The organism is Pleurocapsa sp. CCALA 161 (assembly GCF_003003995.1).
Taxonomy (GTDB): Bacteria; Cyanobacteriota; Cyanobacteriia; order Cyanobacteriales; family Xenococcaceae; genus Waterburya.
Map to the genome: position 1 here is coordinate 1 of NZ_PVWF01000040.1, position 18,361 is coordinate 18,361.

Here is an 18,361-nt window from a genome sequence, read left to right on the forward strand (position 1 = left end):
GCGTTTGCGGGGGACGAATCCCTCTCAACCGCGCATTTACCAATATAGGGACTATTACAAGCTCTGTCAACCCCTTGGAAGAAAATAATTTTAAATTATTTTTTCTGATACTTCCAAAAGCCAGTCATGCTATGGTGTTTGGGCAGATATTTAAACAGTATTTTTCTATGTCTTTATCCTTCCAAGAAATTATTGCCACTCTAAACAAATTTTGGTGTAATCGCAACTGTATTATTGTTCAGTCGTATGATACAGAAAAGGGAGCAGGAACTAAAAACCCTAGTACTTTCCTAAGAGCTATAGGTCCAGAACCCTGGTCAGTGGCATATGTGGAACCATGTAGAAGACCGACGGATGGTAGATATGGCGAAAATCCAAATCGGTTTCAGCATTATTATCAGTATCAAGTGCTCATCAAACCGTCTCCAGACAATATACAAGAAATATATCTAGATTCTCTAAAAGCCTTGGGAATTAGCCCAGAGGATCATGATGTTCGCTTTGTTGAAGATAATTGGGAAGACGCAGCAGTTGGTGCTTGGGGTGCAGGCTGGGAAGTTTGGCTAGATGGTATGGAAGTAACTCAGTTTACTTATTTTCAACAGTGTGGCGGAATTGATTGTAATCCTGTTTCGATTGAAATTACCTATGGCTTGGAAAGATTGGCTATGTATCTACAAGATGCGGATGCGATAATTAAAATCAAGTGGAATGATCGCCTCAATTATGGAGATATTTTCCTACAAGCTGAGATCGAGCAGTGTACCTATAACTTTGAAGCCTCCGATCCCGATTTACTATTTAGTTTATTTAATCTTTATGAGCAAGAAGCAAAGCAACTAATTGAGCGAGGTTTAGTGGTTCCTAGCCTGGATTATGTTCTTAAGTGTTCTCATAGCTTTAATTTATTGGATGCTAGGGGGGTTATTGCCGTTACGGAAAGAACTCGCTATATAGGCAGAATTCGCAGTATGGCTAGACAAGTTGCTCAATTGTATTTAGACCAAAGAGAAAGCTTGGGTTTTCCATTACAAAAGATTGGTTAGCATCTATCCATTTGAAGATTTGAACAAACTTAAGCTTATTGAGAATTAATAGCAAAAGCTGTATGATAGAAAGTCTAAAAATATTCTCTTTCTTAAAGATATAGCTTGATAAAATTTTATGGATAATCAGATAAGTAAGCTTTCTCGGCGTTTTTTTCTGGGCGTTAGTACAGCAGCGATAGTTGTTGCCTGTAGCCAACCCAAGCCAGAACAACCCCAAGGCGAAACCAAAATAGAAGAAGCGCCGAAACAAGCTGGGCAGGTAAATATTTACTCTGCTCGTCACTACAATACTGATGAGCAATTATATGAAGGTTTTACTGAGAAAACGGGGATCAAAGTTAATTTGATTGAAGGTAAAGATGACGAATTAATTGAAAGAATTAAAAGCGAGGGGGCAAATAGTCCCGCAGATATATTGATTACCGTTGATGGCGGCAGATTGTGGCGTGCTGAACAGGCTGGTGTGTTTGCTCCAGTAAATTCAGAAGTTTTAAATCAAAAAATTCCTGCTAATTTACGTTCGCCTAATAATCTTTGGTTTGCTTTTAGTAAACGGGCGCGGGTAATTATGTACAACAAAGATAAAGTGAACCCTACAGATCTATCTACCTATGAAGATTTGGCAAATCCTAAGTGGAAAAGCAAATTAATTATGCGTTCGTCCAGTAATGTTTATAATCAGTCTTTAGTTGCTGGAATGATTGAAGCAAAAGGAGAGGAAGCGACAGCAGAATGGATTAAAGGATTAGTAGCTAATTTGGCTCGTCCTCCTCAGAGTACCGATACAGGAAATATTGAGGACGTAGCAGCAGGAATTGCAGATATTACTCTTGCAAATACTTATTACTTAGCTAGATACGAAGATGAGCCAGAAATATTTGACAAAATTGGCGTAATCTTTCCCAATCAAAAAGATCGAGGAACCCACGTTAATGTTGGTGGTGCGGGAATGTTGAAAAATGCTCCAGATCAAGAAAATGCGATCGCCTTTCTTGAATATCTTGCCACCCCTGAAGCTCAGAAATTTTTTGCAGTAGAAAATAATGAATATCCTGTGGTAGAAGGCACACCTCTTAAGGAAGTAGTAAAAAGTTTTGGCGAGTTTAAGGACGATACTACTAACGTTGCTGCCTATGGGAAAAACAATGCTAATGCGGTTAAGATTATGGATCAATCAGGATGGAAATAATCTAAGCACCCAAGTAAGTAGTAAATAAATGAAACGATTTCTCGGTGTAGCAGCTTTAACTGCGGTTCTGCTGATGAGTGGCATGATGGGGACTTCCTTATCTGTCAAGGCAGAGTCAGCCTTGTCTGTAATTTATCCACCGCCAAAACACGAAACTATCGCCGAGAAAATCTTTTTTATAGGTACAGCATCACCTAAAAAACCTGTTTTGATTAACGGGCAAGAAGTTATTAATCGTAGTGCTTCAGGGCATTTTGCTCCCAGCTTGCCCTTGAGAATGGGTGAAAATATCTTTGTTGTTCGTCAAGAAGATCAGACTATAAGACTCAAAATTACCCGCATCAGTAGTCAGCCAGAAGTACCTAAAACTTTAACTTTTGCTCCTGGCTCTTTAACTCCAGCAGTAGATCTGGCTCTTTTACCCCATGAACCAATCTGCCTTAGTGCCGTAGCTCCACCAAATGCCAAAGTTTCAGCACAAATAGGCAAAAGCAAAATTTTGCTCATCCCCCAAATCGACTCGGTCGAGTTACCTGCTAATTCTGCGGTATTGACATCACAGACTAGAACTCAGGATCAACAGAATTTTGGTCAATATAAAGGTTGCACCGTGCTTGATGTTGCTCATAACTATGGTAGAGCTACATTTACTTTAGAGCAAAATAATCAAATAGTCACTAGTCAAAGTCAAGGGCAAATTAATATTCTTGACCCAAAAGATATTAGGGTAGTCGAAGTAGTTGCTGATGTAGGTGTAGCTAGAACGGGAGCGAGTAGTGATTATTCTCGTTTAACTCCTCTGCCTAAAGGTACAAGAGCTAGAGTGACAGGTCGAGAGGGTGAATGGCTAAGGCTAGATTATGGTGCGTGGATTAAAGCAGAGGAAACCAAGTTTATTCCTGGAAATATTCCCCCTCAGTCCATCATTAGAGGAATCACCTCTAGACAAACAAAATCGGCAACGGAAATTTTGTTCCCACTACAAATGCCTGTACCTATAGAAATTAAGCAGCAAGAAGATAGCATCACTTTAACTCTGCACAATATAACTGCTCAAACTGATACAATTCGCCTTGATGCCGATCCTTTAATCAAACGTCTCGATTGGCAGCAGGTATCACCAACGCAAATTAACTATACTTTTGTACTCAATTATCAACAGCAGTGGGGTTATGATCTGCACTATAAAGGCTCTAATTTAATATTTTCCCTACGCTATCCTCCTGAAATCTTATCGATATCTGTCGCGGAATCCAGCAAATACGATAATTTAGATGATTTAATTACAGATAATGTAACTAAGTTTGATGATCAAAAGCCTTTAGAAAAGATCAAAATTTTACTAGATCCTGGACATGGAGGTAAGGAACAAGGTTCAAAAGGAGCAACAGGATACTCCGAGAAAAAAGCTAATTTAATTATTGCCAAATTAGTTAGAGATGAATTAAAACAATTGGGTGCAATAGTTTATCTAACTAGAGAGCAAGATCAAAATCTATCTCTGGAAGCAAGAGTGGCAATGATTGACAAGATCAAGCCCGATCTAGCTATTTCCCTTCATTACAATGCCTTGCCTGATGATGGAGATGCTGAACGTACCCAGGGAATCAGTAGTTTTTGGTACAATACTCAGGCTCAAGCACCTGCAATGTTTTTACACGATTATTTAGTAGAAAAATTAAATCGTCCTGATGCTGGCACTTTCTGGAATAATTTGGCTTTAACGCGCCCTCACACTGCACCTTCTATTTTGTTGGAATTGGGTTTTATGATTAACCCTGAAGAGTTTGAATGGATTACCGATGAACAAGAACAAAAAGAGTTAGCCAAAACTCTAGCTCAAGGAATTAAAGAATGGTTTTTTAAGGTTGAGTCTGCTCAAATGAAGCAAGACTTTTTGAGCGATCGCTTTTAAACCAAAGTAAAAACTACCAAGTAAGAGTTAGAGCGCACTGTATATTACTGATCAACTCAAAATACGATCTCGAAGAATTGATCCTCATCTTTGGAGTTAGTCGAAAAACAATATACAACTGGAAAAATAACTGGTCAGCCGTTCTCTGCCTTTTCAAGGCAGAGAACGGCTGACCGCGGAAAGCGGTCAAAGTATAAATTAGTAGGTTTGTACAATTATATTTAAACCTTAGTTTTTTCCAACATCAATTTAGAGCGTTTGACATCTTCGGGGATAGTAACAGGATAATTCCCTGTGAAGCAGGCCGAACAGAAATTATTAGTATTTTCCTGAGTTGCTGCTAGCATTCCTTCCCAAGTTAAATATGCCAAGGTATCAACCCCAATTCTTGCTTCAATCTCTTTTACAGATTTAGTTGCAGCGATTAGCTGATCTTGGTTGTCGGTATCGATGCCATAAAAACAAGGATGGGTTACAGGAGGAGAAGAAATTCTCATGTGTACTTCCGTCGCCCCAGCATCTCTTAGAGTTTTAACAATTTTTTTGCTGGTTGTACCGCGCACGATTGAATCATCAACAATGATAATTCTTTTGCCCTGCAAAGCATCCTTAAGAGTATTAAGCTTCATGCGAATACCAGCTTCTCGCATGCTCTGGGTAGGTTGAATAAAAGTACGCCCGACATAACGATTTTTGATCAACCCTTCACCGTAGGCTAGCCCAGATTCACGAGAAAAACCGATCGCCGCAGGAATACCCGAATCGGGAACACCAATCACTAGATCGGCATCGACAAAAGATTCTCTCGCTAGCTGTCTGCCCAGGCGAATACGGTAGCTATACAAAGTCTCATTGTGCATTACACTATCAGGACGAGCAAAGTAGATCATTTCAAAAATACAAAGCTTTCTATCGGCTTCTTTTGTCCAAATTACTGATGCTACTCCTGAATCAGTAATCCAAACTAATTCCCCTGGCTCTACGTCACGGACATATTCGGCACCGATAATATCTAAGCCACAAGTTTCCGAGGATAAGACATAGCGCTGGTGTTTTTCATCTTCGTTTGGCAGTACGCCAATTACCAGCGGACGAATGCCGTTGCGATCGCGCGCTCCCATTAAGCCATCAGGAGTAGCGATCGCTAAACTATAAGCACCTTCACATAGTTTAAAGGCGTTTACTGCACCCTGAATCCAGTTTTTACCCTGATTAACTTCATCGGCGATCGTTAAAGCAATCATCTCAGAATCTGTGGAGCTAATAAAATTAGCCTCTCGCTGAATTAAGTGCTGGCGGAGTTCGACGGCATTGACTAAATTTCCATTGTGAGCCAGAGCTAGTTTCCCTAGTCTGGTATCTAATACTACAGGTTGAGCATTTTCTTTTAAACTAGAACCAGTAGTTGAATAACGTGTATGACCAACTGCAATTTCTCCTGGTAGCTGCCCTAATATTTCTTCGCTAAATACCTGAGAAACCAATCCCATATCTTTGTGGCAATAGAGATCGCCTTTATTTAAAGTAGCGATTCCTGCTGATTCTTGTCCTCGGTGTTGTAGAGCATAAAGACCAAAATAGGTGAGTTTGGCTACATCATAAGTTGTTTCTGGGGCATATACCCCAAACACACCACAGGCTTCTTCTGGCTTATCAACTCTCTGAATATCCCACAAAGAATTAGAATCTTCGGTCAAATCGAAAGATTGTTGTGGCATCATGCTACTGGCTGGCTCCTACCTTTGGGTAATAAGTATTTACAGGTATATATGTATTTACTAGGAAATGCTCTTAACATCTTCCAGATTAAATGCTTGTTAGTTTTTTAAAAGTGCTTTGAAAAATAGTTTTGATCTAAAGATTTTCTGGCTACAAATTCCAGAGATATACTTACGTAATGCAAAAATTTAGTTGTTTTGTTACTAATTCAATTTCAACTAAACATCAGAAGACTAATCTGTTTTCTATTGCCTGAGACCAAGTAATAGCTAACTCTATGATCTTAACATTAATTAACGATAGATTATCATTAGTTAAAATCTTTAGTGCTGAGCGGGGCTGACTAACTACGCCTATTTTGCTCCAGCAATTGCCCAACTGATTATCAAGATAAGTTTCCCAGCTATTTATTCGCTTTGGACTGACAGAGACAATTATTTGGCTAGCTACTTCCCCAAACAAAACTTCATCTAGACGTTGAGACTCAGAAACAGAGATATTAACTGTTGCCCCCAGACTATTGCCTATACAGGCTTCGGCTAAAGTAACTGCTAATCCCCCCTCAGCTAAATCATGAGCCGACTGAATCCAGCCCTGACGAATACCATAGCGACAAGCATTCTGAACACTTTTTTCCAGCTCAAAATCAACTATAGGTGGTTTTCCAGCTACGGTTTCGTGAACTGCTGCTAAATATTCAGATCCACCGAGAACATAATTAGAGTTTCCCAAGAGATATATAACGTCTCCTTCCTTCGTCCAAGACTGTCCACAGATTTTAGTGAGATCAGGAACTAAACCTACCATGCCAATTACGGGAGTTGGGTAAATCGGCTGAGGATTACCCTCTGAATCTACAGTTTCGTTGTAGAGGGAAACATTGCCTCCCGTAACAGGAGTGGATAATTCCCGACAGGCATCGGCTATCCCTTTGCAAGCGTTGGCTAGTTGCCAATAGCCCACGGGTTTCTCAGGACTACCAAAGTTGAGATTATCCGTGATTGCTAGAGGTTCTGCCCCAACACAGCTTAGATTTCGGGCTGCTTCGGCGACTGCTGCTTTTGCACCTTCATAAGGATCTAGGTAGACATAGCGGGGGTTACAGTCGGTGGTGGCTGCTACGCCAATCGTACAGTCTTCTAGTTTGGCATTTATAGGGCGGATTCTAATTACTGCTGCATCTGCCCCTCCAGGCAAGAGAATAGTATTATTCTGTACCTGATGATCATACTGGCGATATACCCATTGCTTCGAGGCGATGGTGGGAGTATCTAATAGCTGGAGCAAAATCTCATTCCAGGTTTTGTAAGTTCCCTGAACGTCTATGCCTTGATAATCGCAGCCAGGTAAACTATCTGTCGTCCATTGAGCAGCTTCTTTGGCATAAGCGGGGGGTTCGGTTAACAATTCCCTGTGATAAATAGGAGTATCATCCGCTAAGGCAGTAGCAGTAACTTCTGCTGCTATTTCTCCCTGGTATAAAATTCTCACAACGGGTTCTGCAATTACCGAACCAGCTACCACTGCCTGAAGTTCCCACTTATGGAAAATATCAATTAATTCTTGTTCTCTACCCTTTTGCGCCACAAATAGCATTCTTTCTTGAGACTCAGACAGAAGGTATTCATAAGGAGTCATGCCTGGTTCTCTGGCGGGGATTAAGTCCAAATCTAGTTCGATACCTACGCCACCCTTGTCCGCCATCTCGGAGGTAGAACAGGTCAATCCTGCTGCCCCCATATCCTGTGCGGCTACTACTGCGCCAGTCTTAAAAGCTTCTAAACAAGCTTCTACTAAAGATTTTTCTAAAAAGGGATCTCCTACCTGTACCGCAGGGCGATCGTCCATCGAATTATCGGTTAACTCCGAACTAGCAAAACTTGCTCCCCCCATGCCGTCTCTGCCAGTAGTTGAACCTACATAGAGTACTGGGTTGCCGATCCCTGATGCCCCAGACCTAACAATCTCATTGGTTTCCATTAGTCCTAAAGCCATCGCGTTGACTAAAGGATTACCCGAATAAGCCCGATCAAAGTAAATTTCTCCTGCCACCGTTGGCACGCCAATGCAATTACCGTAGTGAGAAATGCCTTCAACTACCCCTTGAAATATACGTCTGGTTTTGGCATCTTCTAAATTACCGAAGCGCAAAGAATTAAGTATGGCAATGGGACGGGCCCCCATAGTAAAAATATCCCGCAAAATACCGCCGACACCTGTAGCTGCCCCCTGAAATGGTTCAACTGCTGAAGGATGGTTATGGGATTCAATTTTAAATGCTAGCTGTAGACCATTGCCTAAATCTACTACCCCAGCATTTTCGCCTGGACCGACTAAGACTCTCTCTCCTGTGGTGGGAAACTGGCTTAAAAGCGGTCGAGAATTTTTATAACAGCAGTGTTCTGACCACATGACCCCAAACATACCTAACTCGGCTTTGTTGGGATGGCGACCCAAACGATTGACAATTTCTTGATATTCCTCTGGCTTGATACCTTCTGAGGCGATTTCTTCAGCACTAAAGGGGGTTGACCCAATCTCAGACATAGATCACTTTTTAACTCTTGGCACAAGCCTTATTTTATCTATATCTTGGTCAAATACAATCATGATTTTTTAATTATATTTTTAAATTATTTAGATTACAAAAATTAAATTTTAGCGATCGCCCACTTTTGAATCAATTTGAGAGCTAAATTCTCTCCAAGTTAATCGTAATAATTAGCTGTGACTATTTAATTTACTAATGTTTTAAATGCTTACTTAAATATTTACTGAACAGCAAGCTTGAAATCTGATTTTGTTAAGGGTAAGGTAACTTTAAAATTTATTGCTAAAAATTATTGCAATGAGATAATGATTAAAAATATTGAGATTTTTTTACTTCTTACACTTAGCCAAATTATTCCAATAATTTAAAATTGACTTTGAGTTTTTAATGGTTTAAGCATTTATCGAGAGATAAAAAAAATAATTTCATATCTCATATTAACTGATTTGAAATAACAACTATATGTTTAATATTTATTTGGGGAATAATAAATTATTAGTTCTGAAAAAAATAATATTTATCATGAAATACAATAAGATAAATAAACTACGGACAAATAATACCTATCTGGACTTTGATTTGCAAACTAGACCAGTACATTATGACTTTTCTTATAAAAAACCTTTTCCTTCACAAAAAACTATTGAACAATTGCTAAATGAAGGTTATATCGGTATCGATTACAAGTTAGTTTTTGATCCCGCTTTTGCTGCTGTAGCATACAAATTTAGAAACGAAATTCAGTGGACAATTAGTAATCGCTTAGAGCCAGAAGTTTGGCTCATGACCAAAGACAAACAGGGTTTACAGAAACTAGCAGACTTTATGCTAAGTAAATTTAGCTGGTCACCAGTAATTTATCAAGAAATTCCAGAAGAAGCGTTTATTTTTACTCCTAAAAACAACACTGAAAGAGCGGCGATCGAGGCAACAATTTCGGGAGAATATGGGTGGCAAGGTTCTTTGTATGCTCTTGAATTGTACGAATACCAAGATAATGAGGCGGGATTTATTTTTGCTACCAAACCATTAGATTCACCTAATCAAGAATGGCTCTTGGTTAGGCTAAACTTTATTGATTACACGGGTTCTTGGAGTCACCACGAAGGGACAATTGAGCAAGTTTATTATATTTGGAAAGAAAATATTGAACTAGTCGAGCCTAACTACAAACCAACTACTGATGAAATCCTAGATGCGATTAAGGATTGATTTCTTTCACCAACCAGGGGTTTACTTGGTAAACTAGGTAAAATAAATTATTCTCCCAAAAGCGATCGCATTTAAGCAAATGATTATTTTACCTGGTGCAACGGTTAAAGTTACCAATTCTGACGATATCTACTTCAACTACCAAGGATTGGTACAGCGTATTGATGATGGTAAAGTAGCGGTGCTATTTGAAGGTGGCAACTGGGATAAATTAGTGACTTTCAATCTGTCAGAATTGGCAGCGGTAGATTTAACCAAGAAGAAAAAATAAGGTTAATCTACTCAAGATCGGGGTAGTTAAGAGAAAAAAAGTATGATCTTATTATCCTTATACTGTTTATCCCTTCCAGTCTTCAATAATGCGTCTTCCCCTGCCTCAATTTACAGTCGATGGTCGCAATCCTCAGCATATTGGAGAGGTGATCGAAACTTCAACCACTCAATATCTAGCCCAATGTCTTGAACCCGAAGATCTGAAGTTTCCTGTAATGCCTCCTTTTGGTAGCTGGATCAAGTCTTTTGATGAAGAATCGGGGAATAAAATCTTTGCCGTCGTCACTTATGTTACGACTAGTCCAATTGATTCAGTTCACCGTGCAAGAGCCTTAGGTTTATCTTTAGAAGAATTGCGGGAACAGCAGCCTCAAATTTTTGCCATGCTGAAAACTGAGTTTAAAGCAGCGATTGTCGGGTTTGAAACGCCTAATAATTTGAACGGTAATAATTTAGGTCAAGTATATCAATACCTGCCTCCTCGCCCACCTCAAATTCATCAGTCGGTTTATCATTGCGACCAGGTGGAAGTGGTTCACTTTACCGAAAAATTAGACTTTCTGAGAACTTTATTATCAGTCAAAGATATTCCTGTCGAATCTTTGGTGGCAGCTTCAGTCAGAGATGTTTATCGTCAGCGTCAGGCAAATCGAGATTGGCTGGTGAATGTAGGACGCACTCTCAGTACTCTGCTCAAAGATGATTATGATCGCCTGCGCTATATTTTGAGCCAAATTCACTGGTAGCAACTAAATTTTAAGCTGAAATTGATAGTGTAGCAAGCTAAATATTTTGAACCAAAATCACGCCGAGTATGACAATCCAGTTACCTAACGCTACAGATATAAACAAGGTCAAAACCTACATCAAACATACTTGGAAAACTTTAACTCGTTCTCCAAAAGACCTTCTCGCAGCAGCTAGAGATCCTAAAATTGAGCATAAATCGGCGCAACGCTGGTTAGTTTATGTTTCACCCCAGGAGGATCTCGATCGCATCAAGATATCTCTACAGCAAATTTTGGCTGAAGCATGTCAACAAATTGAACTGCGGGTATTACCTGCTGAGGTAGAATCAATCGAGGAACATGGTTTACTTTATCTGCCTCATCCCTACGTAGTGCCTGGCGGACGTTTTAACGAAATGTACGGTTGGGATAGTTATTTTATTATTTTAGGACTATTACAAGACCGAGAATTGCAGCTCGCTCAAAACATGGTCGATCAGTTGGCTTATGAGATTGAGCATTATGGAATGATTCTTAATGCCAATCGTACCTACTTGTTGACGCGATCGCAGCCGCCAATATTTACTCCTGCAATCTTAAAAGTTTACGAACAGCTGAAAGATTTGAGGCAGCCTCAAATCTCGCGTCCTCACGAACATACTCAAGATCAACAATGGTTGCAGTCGATGTTGCCGACTATAGAAACCTATTACTATTACTGGAATGTACCACCTCATCTCAATCAAGCCACAGGATTGTCTCACTATGCAGCTTTAGGACATGGTCCTGCGCCAGAAGTAGTAGTATCAGAATTAGATGAACAGGGAAGAACTCATTACGATCGCGTCAAAGAATATTACCGTGACTTTCAATTCGACGATTACGATGTCAACCTGTATTACGATCGCCAAACAGATGAGTTAAGCGAGTTATTTTATCAAGGCGATCGCTCGATGCGAGAGTCGGGATTTGATATCACCAATCGTTTTGGCCCTTTTAGTATCGATATTATTCACTATGCGCCTGTCTGCCTCAACGTTTTGTTGGTGCAAATGGAGAAAGATACCGCTAAAATCAACGAAATTCTCGGTTATGAGGGGATAGCAACTCAATGGCGCGATCGCGCTTCTTTACGCCAAGAAAGAATTAATCAGTTTTTGTGGGATGAAGAGGCAGGGCTTTATTTTGACTACAATTTCCGTACTGGCAAACGCAGACAATACGAGTATGCTACCACCTTTTATCCTCTGTGGGCGGGGATTGCTTCTGAAGAACAAGGTCAACGAGTTTGGCAGAATTTAGCTAAATTTGAGCAACCAGGAGGTATACTGACCAGTACTCACGTTAGTGGAAATCAATGGGATGCTCCTTTTGGCTGGGCTCCTTTAAATTTAATCGCCGTCGAAGGATTGCTGCGCTACGGTTACGAAGAAGATGCCAAAAGGATTGCAGGTAAGTTTTTAACCATGGTGGTTCAAGAATTTAATCAAACTGGGACGCTAGTGGAAAAATATGATGTGTGTACTTGTTCGGCTAACGTTTCTGAAGAAATCTTGTTTGGCTATAGTTCTAACGAAATTGGCTTCGGTTGGACAAATGGGGTGGTTTTGGAGTTGTTAAGAATTTTAGAATTGTAGAAATCGCCTACCAACTATAGTCATTTCAAATAGCAACCAGTGGATCTTATAACGAAGTAGCAAGTAACAAGTAACCCTTCGGGTTCGACAGTTTGCTCAACGGAGGAAACCTCCGCAACGCAACTGTCTCACAAGTAACAAGTAAAATTCACCATCATCATTAATACAAAGTAACCATAGGGAAATTAATTAAAATGACTATAATTATTTTTTTGTGCGTAGTTTTGGGCTGGGATACATCAAAAAAATAGGCTAAAGTAAACTCAATTATTGAGGGTAGTCAAATTTTGCATGTCTGTACTAGATCAACTTTTTAAATATCATAAAGAGCGTCGTTTCGCTGTAGCCTTAGCGCTATTAGGTACTGTATCCCCTGTTATAGGACTACATAAACTATATTTAGGTCAGCCAGTATGGGGCATCATGTATCTTTTATTGTGGTCTACGCCCATTCCTCATATTGCTTCGGCAATTGATGCTGTGTGGTATTTGGTGCAAGATTTAGAACAGTTTGAGCATCAATTTAATGGACATCAAAATAACTTTAATTTGAGTAGCGCTCCCCAGGTAAAAGCGATCGCCGAAGCCTTGCGGGAACTCGATCGGCTACGAGAAGATGGTTTGGTTACAGAATATGAGTTTGAACAAAAACGCCGTCAGCTTTTAGAGCAAATCAGTTGATTATTAGTTGTTAGTTGTTAGTTATAATTCCTATGTTTAAACTATCTCAGATTGGAATTAAAAAGAAAATAGCCAACGATCCTTACTATCGTTTTCAGTCGTTAACCGAAATTGCGATCGCTGCTGAATTAGGGATTAAAATTGACGTTAATTTAGCTACGGTGGATGACTGGCTGCGACTCCCAGGAGTTTCTATTCATCAGGCGCGATCGCTGGTAGAATTGGTCAGAATGGGAGTAGAGTTAGTTTGTTTAGAGGATATTGCTGCGGCGATCAATGTTTCTGTGCAACATTTGCAGTCCTATGAACCCATTTTAGCTTTTGCGTATTACGATCGTCTTAGTCTTCTGAGTCCAGTAAAAATAAATATTAATAGCGCCTCGATCCAAGAACTTGCTGCTATTACTAGCATAGGTTGTGACTTAGCTCAAAAAATTGTATCCCAACGGCAACAAGAGGGAAAATATCGCAACCTTGTTGACTTATCATCCCGTCTCAACCTTGATAGCGATTTAATCTCGCAAATAATGCACTATGTAAGCTTTACCTGATTTAGGTTCGAGTTAAGACAATTTTGGGGATGATTTTACAAAGTACGCTTAGTGTGAATTAGCTTCGTTCGAGTTTACTAGTTCGTAGCTATTAGCTATTAGTTATTAGCTTTTAGCTTTTAAATATTACCCAGTAACAGCGAAACAACCTGATTTCATCCCTTGAATTAAAATTTACTATGACAAGTACTAGTTCACAAGCAATTTTTAATTCACACCAGACGTAAAGTAATAATATTTATATCTAAATCTTTATCGACTTTATGAGCTTTTAATTTCTAGCGCTCAAGCATCAGTTTCCGCTCTACCGTTTCTAATAACTCGTCAATAATTCGGTTATGAAAATAGTGAGGGGGATTCCATTTAACCCATTCAGAAGAACTATGTTCGGTCATGACAATTTCTAATTCTTCACTTACCCAGCCAAAAAAAATAACTAAAGATTTCTCTACTTTTTCTCCCCCAAAACGTCGATAACGAGGATAATAAATTGTGCGAAAGCGAAAATCCAATTCTAAGCAGACTTGCTTTCTAGTAATTCCCGTCTCTTCAAATAATTCTCGTAGGGCGCACTGTAATTCTGTCTCGCCTGGTTCAATATGACCTTTGGGCAAATCATAACGATAGGATCGCTTCATCAACAAAAATGATGGTTTTTTAGTTTTTGTGAAGCAGATTACACCGCAGGATTTTACTTTTTCCATGGAAAGCGAGCGCAGGACAGAGACGATCCTCGTCAAGATAAATGATTCAAGTCATATTCAAATGTTTAATTCGACTGGTAAGTCGAAGCTACCATCAGCATTACAGGGAAAGGCGATCGCATCAATCACAGCATCAATCGGCAATACGCCATAAAAGTGAGGATATAATTCAATACCCCCCTCTAGATTTTCCTCAATTAGACCATCTTTTATTCTAGATGAATCGATCACTAATATAACAAGTCCGTTTTGCGCTGCATAAAAACGATTAGCTACGGTCAAGAGTTGATGACTATAGGAAAGGTGAATAAACTGCTCCTGGGCAAATCCTTTTGGTTTGTATTCACCAGTGGTTTTAGCTTCCTGCCATTCGGTGACAGAAGTTATGTGATAGGTATTTGGACTGAAAATGACTATTCACCACTAATATGAACGATTATTTCTCGATAGTTACCCCGTTGACGATGCTCCCAAAGATATATTCCCTGCCAAGTACCCAAAACCAACCTGTTGCTAGAAATTGGAATCTGTTCTGAGGTATGAGTTAGAGCAGAGCGAATATGAGCGGGCATATCATCCACACCTTCTGCACCGTGGATATAGCGGCTGGCATCTTCAGGTACTAGTTGGGCAAAAAAGTTCTCTAAATCAATTAAAACATCAGGATCGGCATTTTCTTGAATTAACAAAGAAGCAGACGTATGGCGGACAAAAATTGTACAGAGTCCTGTGACTACATTGGATTTAGCCACAGCCTGTTCTACTTGGCTGGTAATCTTATGGAGAGATTTACCTGTAGTTTTGATTTTTAAAGCTATTTGATGTTGTTTCATTGGCGATCGCGGTTAATTTTAAAGATAGTAGCTCTAAGCTTTAGACTTTAATTCTGATTAGATTTAGGCGGTTTGCTGATATTGGGCTGTTTCTTGCTATTAAAATTATTATGATCGGGGTTTTGAGCCGTGTCGCCAGAATTGTCTTTTGCTTCTGCTTCCAGCTCGGCGGTTGTAGGATTAAAATTACAGCGGGCAAATAAAGATTTAATTACCTTTTGTTCTTCATCTGGGAGGGAAAACCACCAGGGTAGCTGTCCTGGGGGTGCTTTTGACGGCTCAAATTCAAGCTGATCGTAAAGTAGATAACCGCTACCATTAATAGTATCTCCTTTTTTCCAACCTACTTCCGTAGCGAAACGTCGCCAAGTTTGAGTGGAAAAGTCTCCATCCTGATTGACGCTTTGCCATACTTTCTGTTGTGGGCTAAAGCCAAATTGATCGTTACTGTATTTCTTCCAAAGATAGTCTACGGTTCTAATGTCAGGACAAGAATATTTGGCAATAGTTTTTAATTCGATAAAGACATGCTTGTTGTCATTTTTAGCGGACTTGATAATTTGTTCGACTAGTTGATAGGTATGCAGATCTGCTTCTGACCATTTGCCCTGCTTCAGTAGATCGCGTAACTTAGTGTAATCAATTCCAGTTCTTGGAGAAAGCAAGGCAATTTTTCTACCATTTGTCACAGCAACTTGTTCCACTTCTGGCTGCTTGGATTCGGTTTCGACAATTACTTCGGGTTTTTTGGTTAGTTCTGGCTGTTTGGGTTCGGTTTCGGTGTCAACAATTATTTCAGGTTTAGTTGCTGGTTTTTGGGCGGGTTTGCCTCCAGAAGAAAAGGTGGGAACGGAAGAAACGTTGGGGGAATTAGGTGATGACTGTTGGCTAGTGGATGCTGGTGTTTTAACTGGGGGGTTTTGAGCTGCTACTTCAGGTTTTGGGTTGGTCGTTGCTGGTGGAGTTTGAGCGGTGGGTTGAGCCTTTAATTTGGCGATCGCCTGTTGATAGCTAACAATCGGAATGGCATAGTTGGAAGTGCCTCCTGAGATCGCATTAACATTCGCTTCTCCATGAACTCCAATCATGACACCATCACGACTAAAAACAGGCCCTCCACTCATACCAGGAAAGGCTTCTCCACTATAAATTAGAGAATAGCCATTTTCAGTAGATTTTGGCAAAATACCAACTATATTAGCCGTAAAAAAGCGATAATAACGATTATCTTCCCGCCGTAGTTCCCCTGGATAACCCGCAAAATAGATAATTTGCCCTTCACTCAGACTACTAGAATCTCCTAATTCGGCAGTTTGATAATTTTGGTCACTGCTAAATTGAAATGTAGCCAGATCTACTCCTGGCAATTGTTTAATGCTGCTGGCTGTTACCTGATGTTTTCGACCATCAATAGTCTGTACGGTATAGCTCCCTTGATTTTTCATTACATGCCAGTTGGTTAAGACAGTATAGTTGCCATCCTGGTATTCAAGGATTGAGCCAGAACCAACATTCGCCCCATCTATGCGGACAACAATTTGTTTAGCACGAAGATTCACTTCTTCTGGAGCAAGAGCCTGGGCTATAGAATTAGAATGAGGTTCAGCTTTAGTCGGTTGAATGGCGATCGCGCCAAATAGTAAACCTGATGCCAAAATACTACTTGCTGCTTTGGCAATGGTTAATTGAGTGAGCTTATACTTAGATTTCATATATTGGTATTAAATAAATAACTACTAGTATTAATAATTGAATTAACTAATTAACTAATTTTTCGGCAAGATTATTTCCTTAAACTGAGCAAAAAATTTGACTTGATTAGACCTCGATCATTATTAGCTATTCTAGTAATTGTTGCAAAATAATAACTGGAAGTTGCCGATCACTAGACAGCAGATGAACTGAAACTTATTACTTGCAGCAATTTAAGCTGGTCGAACTTGCTACATTATTGCTTATCATTCTTGTTTTGTGAAACGGGGGCAAACACCTTCAGACTTTGGGGCAGACATTCAATTTCTAGAGGCGTATTACCGATCATTTCTCCATCCAGCACAACTTTTTGTTTTGGGATAGCGGAAATTTTTACTTTTGGCGATCGCAAATGAACGACATTTTCTAATCCCGCGTTAGTTCTAATCAGAGCAGCCCCCAACATGCTTAAAATAGTAGTCACCGCCTGGAGCTTATTATCCACGGTAGCAATCGTAATATCTAGTAAACCATCATCGACAATCACTTCGCCTATTCCTTGGGCTAATACTGAGGTAGGAGGTGCCGCATTGGCAATGGTAATTGCTCCTGCTTGAAAAGTTCTGATTTCTCCAGCAATTTCAATTTCCGCCTCAAACAATTGCTGTTCGTCCAATTGTCGCCAACCTGCCATCAGATAAGCCAAGGAACCCCAGCGGTTTTTGGCCTCGCGATCGGCTTTTTCGATAGTTTCGGCTTCGTAACCAATTCCCGCCAAGAGAATGAGAGGCAAGTTGTTACATAGAGCAGCATCAATGGTTCTAACTTTCCCTGCCAAAATTATTTCACAAGCTCTTCTAAGTTGGTTAATTTGTTGGGTAATACCCAGGGCCATACCAAAGGCATTCGCCGTACCTCTTGGGATAACGCCCAAGGGAATCTCTGTCCCGATAACTGCCCCTGCCACTGCCGAAATTGTACCATCCCCGCCCGAAGCAATAATTAAGTCAGCATCCTGAGCGATCGCCTGTTCGGCTAATTCTCGCGGATCGATATCAGGACTAGTTAAATGCACTTCCAAGTGCAAATGAGGCTCTAAAGTTTGTTTAATAAATTCCAGATCTTGTTGACCGTTACCACCACCCGACACGGGATTGAAAATTAAATGAGCTACTAAACTCTGAGCAAAACTATTGGCGATCGCTTCTGCCGTTGCCAAATTAGTCGCCAAAGGAACTAAATGTAAATTACAAATCCGCAGTAGTGCCTGAATGTCTGGCTCATCAGGTTGTGCGTTTAAAGGATCGATTAAAAAAATTACAGCAATCACTTCCCCCGCCACGACTTTAGCAGCGATTTGGACATCTCCTCCCAATGAACCTGATGCCATGATTTCTATTTCCAGCTTAGTTGCGTCCTTGATTCTTTTCCCTGTAATCCCTGTAGCAATTAAATGATAGCGGGACAACAGAGGCTGATGGCTGAGGGCAAAATTTACTATTTCGTCTTTTTTCGCGTCGTGGGCAATTAGAGCAATTGTTCTAGCCATAAGTTCTAGCCATAGTTGAATGGGGCAGCTAATAACTGAATAAATACCAATAGTTCGGTTAGTTCGGTTGAAGTTCGG

General features: G+C 40.1%; 16 protein-coding genes and 1 pseudogene. 10 read left to right on the top strand and 7 right to left on the bottom strand.

Going from position 1 to position 18,361, the window contains the following annotated elements; all coding sequences use genetic code 11:
- Positions 1-167 precede the first annotated feature (167 nt).
- The 4 genes and pseudogenes from glyQ to C7B62_RS27130 form a co-directional block, all read left to right on the top strand.
- Complete coding sequence (gene glyQ, locus C7B62_RS11510; protein WP_106236165.1) at positions 168-1,046, top strand: glycine--tRNA ligase subunit alpha; 879 nt, start codon at positions 168-170, stop codon at positions 1,044-1,046.
- Between the two features lie 118 nt (positions 1,047-1,164).
- Positions 1,165-2,238: a Fe(3+) ABC transporter substrate-binding protein gene (locus C7B62_RS11515; RefSeq protein WP_106236085.1), complete on the top strand. Its 1,074-nt coding sequence runs from the start codon at positions 1,165-1,167 to the stop codon at positions 2,236-2,238.
- A gap of 28 nt (positions 2,239-2,266) precedes the next feature.
- The gene (locus tag C7B62_RS11520) at positions 2,267-4,153 is read left to right on the top strand and encodes an N-acetylmuramoyl-L-alanine amidase (protein ID WP_106236089.1); all 1,887 of its coding nucleotides are present in this window, start codon (positions 2,267-2,269) and stop codon (positions 4,151-4,153) included.
- Positions 4,154-4,182: 29 nt separating this feature from the next.
- A pseudogene (locus C7B62_RS27130) lies at positions 4,183-4,326 on the top strand (hypothetical protein); the annotation flags it as partial.
- Between the two features lie 48 nt (positions 4,327-4,374).
- On the opposite strand, the gene purF reads toward C7B62_RS27130, so the two are convergent.
- Together purF and purL are read right to left on the bottom strand one after the other, a co-directional pair.
- On the bottom strand, positions 4,375-5,874 hold the full coding sequence (purF, locus tag C7B62_RS11525; protein WP_106236092.1) for an amidophosphoribosyltransferase: 1,500 nt from the start codon (positions 5,872-5,874) through the stop codon (positions 4,375-4,377).
- Positions 5,875-6,097: 223 nt separating this feature from the next.
- Positions 6,098-8,419, bottom strand: a complete 2,322-nt coding sequence (gene purL, locus C7B62_RS11530; RefSeq protein ID WP_106236094.1) for a phosphoribosylformylglycinamidine synthase subunit PurL — start codon at positions 8,417-8,419, stop codon at positions 6,098-6,100.
- Between the two features lie 526 nt (positions 8,420-8,945).
- Here purL and C7B62_RS11535 point away from each other — a divergent pair.
- The 6 genes from C7B62_RS11535 (at position 8,946) to C7B62_RS11560 (ending at position 13,505) form a co-directional block, all read left to right on the top strand.
- A complete protein-coding gene (locus tag C7B62_RS11535) occupies positions 8,946-9,635 on the top strand; it encodes a hypothetical protein (RefSeq protein WP_146132085.1) in 690 nt (229 codons plus the stop codon).
- A 79-nt stretch (positions 9,636-9,714) separates the two neighbouring features.
- Positions 9,715-9,906, top strand: a complete 192-nt coding sequence (locus tag C7B62_RS11540; RefSeq protein WP_106236098.1) for an NAD(P)H dehydrogenase subunit NdhS — start codon at positions 9,715-9,717, stop codon at positions 9,904-9,906.
- An 88-nt stretch (positions 9,907-9,994) separates the two neighbouring features.
- On the top strand, positions 9,995-10,654 hold the full coding sequence (locus tag C7B62_RS11545; protein WP_106236100.1) for an HAS-barrel domain-containing protein: 660 nt from the start codon (positions 9,995-9,997) through the stop codon (positions 10,652-10,654).
- 68 nt (positions 10,655-10,722) lie between these two features.
- Complete coding sequence (locus tag C7B62_RS11550) at positions 10,723-12,273, top strand: trehalase family glycosidase (protein WP_106236102.1); 1,551 nt, start codon at positions 10,723-10,725, stop codon at positions 12,271-12,273.
- Positions 12,274-12,564: 291 nt separating this feature from the next.
- On the top strand, positions 12,565-12,954 hold the full coding sequence (locus C7B62_RS11555; RefSeq protein ID WP_106236104.1) for an NINE protein: 390 nt from the start codon (positions 12,565-12,567) through the stop codon (positions 12,952-12,954).
- Between the two features lie 32 nt (positions 12,955-12,986).
- Positions 12,987-13,505 (top strand): ComEA family DNA-binding protein, encoded by a 519-nt coding sequence (locus C7B62_RS11560; RefSeq protein WP_106236105.1) that lies wholly within the window; start codon positions 12,987-12,989, stop codon positions 13,503-13,505.
- A 278-nt stretch (positions 13,506-13,783) separates the two neighbouring features.
- Here the strand turns inward: C7B62_RS11560 and C7B62_RS11565 are convergent, their stop codons facing one another.
- From C7B62_RS11565 to mgsA, 5 genes are all read right to left on the bottom strand, one after another.
- Entirely contained in the window at positions 13,784-14,209 is a 426-nt protein-coding gene (locus C7B62_RS11565; protein WP_106236106.1) for an NUDIX domain-containing protein, read from the bottom strand.
- 57 nt (positions 14,210-14,266) lie between these two features.
- On the bottom strand, positions 14,267-14,626 hold the full coding sequence (locus C7B62_RS11570) for a DUF952 domain-containing protein (protein WP_370303916.1): 360 nt from the start codon (positions 14,624-14,626) through the stop codon (positions 14,267-14,269).
- Positions 14,623-15,042, bottom strand: coding sequence for a secondary thiamine-phosphate synthase enzyme YjbQ (locus C7B62_RS11575; protein ID WP_106236113.1), 420 nt, complete (start codon positions 15,040-15,042; stop codon positions 14,623-14,625). The genes C7B62_RS11570 and C7B62_RS11575 overlap by 4 nt, the downstream gene beginning before the upstream one ends.
- Before the next feature lie 47 nt (positions 15,043-15,089).
- A complete protein-coding gene (locus C7B62_RS11580; protein ID WP_106236120.1) occupies positions 15,090-16,754 on the bottom strand; it encodes a GUN4 domain-containing protein in 1,665 nt (554 codons plus the stop codon).
- Positions 16,755-16,990: 236 nt separating this feature from the next.
- Positions 16,991-18,283 (bottom strand): methylglyoxal synthase, encoded by a 1,293-nt coding sequence (mgsA, locus tag C7B62_RS11585; RefSeq protein WP_106236122.1) that lies wholly within the window; start codon positions 18,281-18,283, stop codon positions 16,991-16,993.
- Between the last annotated feature and the right edge of the window lie 78 nt (positions 18,284-18,361).